This is a genomic window from Streptomyces sp. NPDC055966, assembly GCF_042269865.1.
Taxonomy (GTDB): Bacteria; Actinomycetota; Actinomycetes; order Streptomycetales; family Streptomycetaceae; genus Streptomyces.
The window spans coordinates 1-1,417 of the sequence record NZ_JBHJYK010000089.1; the positions used below are offsets into that span (position 1 = coordinate 1).

Genomic DNA, 1,417 nt, shown 5'->3' on the forward strand with positions numbered 1-1,417 from the left:
CCTAGTAGTGCTTCGTTAGGTTCTGGCTGTGGTTCTGCTTGTGGTGAGGGGGCGGCCGCAGGTGGTGCAGGTGCCGGTCCAGCACCTCAACAGGTCTTGAAGGGCGTCGAGGACCTGGTAGAGGGTCAGGCCGGCGTGTGTGCTTTTGGGTCGAGCCGCCGCAGGGTGAGGAAGGCCTGGGCGGCGGTGACGAGGGTGACGTGGTGGTGCCATCCGTGCCAGGTGCGGCCTTCGAAGTGGTCCAGGCCCAGGCCGTGTTTGAGTTCGCGGTAGTCGTGTTCGATCCGCCAGCGCATCTTCGCCCACCGCACGAGTTCCACGATGGGTGTGGTGGCGGGAAGGTTCGAGATCCAGTAGCCGGTCGGAGCGTCCTGCCCGGCAGGCCATTCCACGAGCATCGTGTAGGCGGGCAGGACACCGTCCCACCGGTAATGCCCACCGCCTGCCTCCTGGGCGGCGGCCAGGGACTGCTTGCCCGCCGGACGCACGGTGAGCACGGCGAACCGTGAGGTCATCCGCCCTTTGCTGCCTTGCCGCCAGGTCACCTCGGCGAGCATGTCCGCGGTGACCTGGGCTGCGTGCTGGGACAGGGCCCGTGGCGGGGTCCGATAGCGCGGCAGGGTCGGCGGTCCCAGACCGCCGTAGTCGGGCCGGTGCGGCTCGGCGTGTTCGGGGTGAGCGACTTCCTTCCCGGTCAGCGCCAGCACATAAGCCAGGCCCCGTGCGTCCAGTGCGAGACGGAAGGGGGTACTGACGCCGTAGCCGGCATCCGCGACCACGACCGGGGCCTTCAGCCCCCACTCGGCGAGCACGTCGAGCAGGCCAAGTGCCAGGCGCCACTTCTCCCGGTGCTCCGTGCCCTGCGGGACTCCTGCTTTGCGGCAGCGGTCCGGCTCGTCCGTCCACTCCCGGGGCAGATACAACTGCCAGTCCAGCGGACACGATGCCGTGTCCGTGGCGGCATGAACGCTGACTGCGACCTGGCAGTTCGCCCGCTTGCCCAACGCTCCGCAGTACTGGCGGGCCACCCCGACCGAGGCGGTTCCGCACTTGGGAAACGACACGTCGTCGATCACCCACACCTCAGGCGTGATCGTCTCGCACAGCCGCTGGGCGATCCGCCGTCGCACCGGCAGCGGATCCCACGGCGACTGGTTCACGAACTGCTGCAGAGCCTGCATGTTGCCGTCCGGCAGCCGCTCGGCCATCGGCTGGATCGACTTGCGCCGGCCGTCCAGCATCAGACCCCGCAGGTAACACTCGCCCCACCGCCGCTGATCCCGCCGCGGCACCGAAGCGAACACATCGCCAACGAACTCCGATAACTCACCCCGGAGCCGTTCCACTTCCCCCAACCTCATACCGGGAAGCTGCCCACCACCAGCCGAGATCACTCGACGTAACGAAGCACTACTAG

1 protein-coding gene is annotated in these 1,417 nt (G+C 68.0%); it reads right to left on the reverse strand.

Features of this window, described 5'->3' with window-relative positions; genetic code table 11:
• Window positions 1-125: 125 nt before the first annotated feature.
• Window positions 126-1,361: an IS701 family transposase gene (locus ACFC8N_RS48905; protein WP_376296110.1), complete on the reverse strand. Its 1,236-nt coding sequence runs from the start codon at window positions 1,359-1,361 to the stop codon at window positions 126-128.
• Between the last annotated feature and the right edge of the window lie 56 nt (window positions 1,362-1,417).

Bases quoted from the DNA above. Each gene is read 5' to 3' on its own strand.
- ACFC8N_RS48905 (WP_376296110.1), bottom strand. From the start codon at position 1,361: ATGAGGTTGGGGGAAGTGGAACGGCTCCGGGGTGAGTTATCGGAGTTC.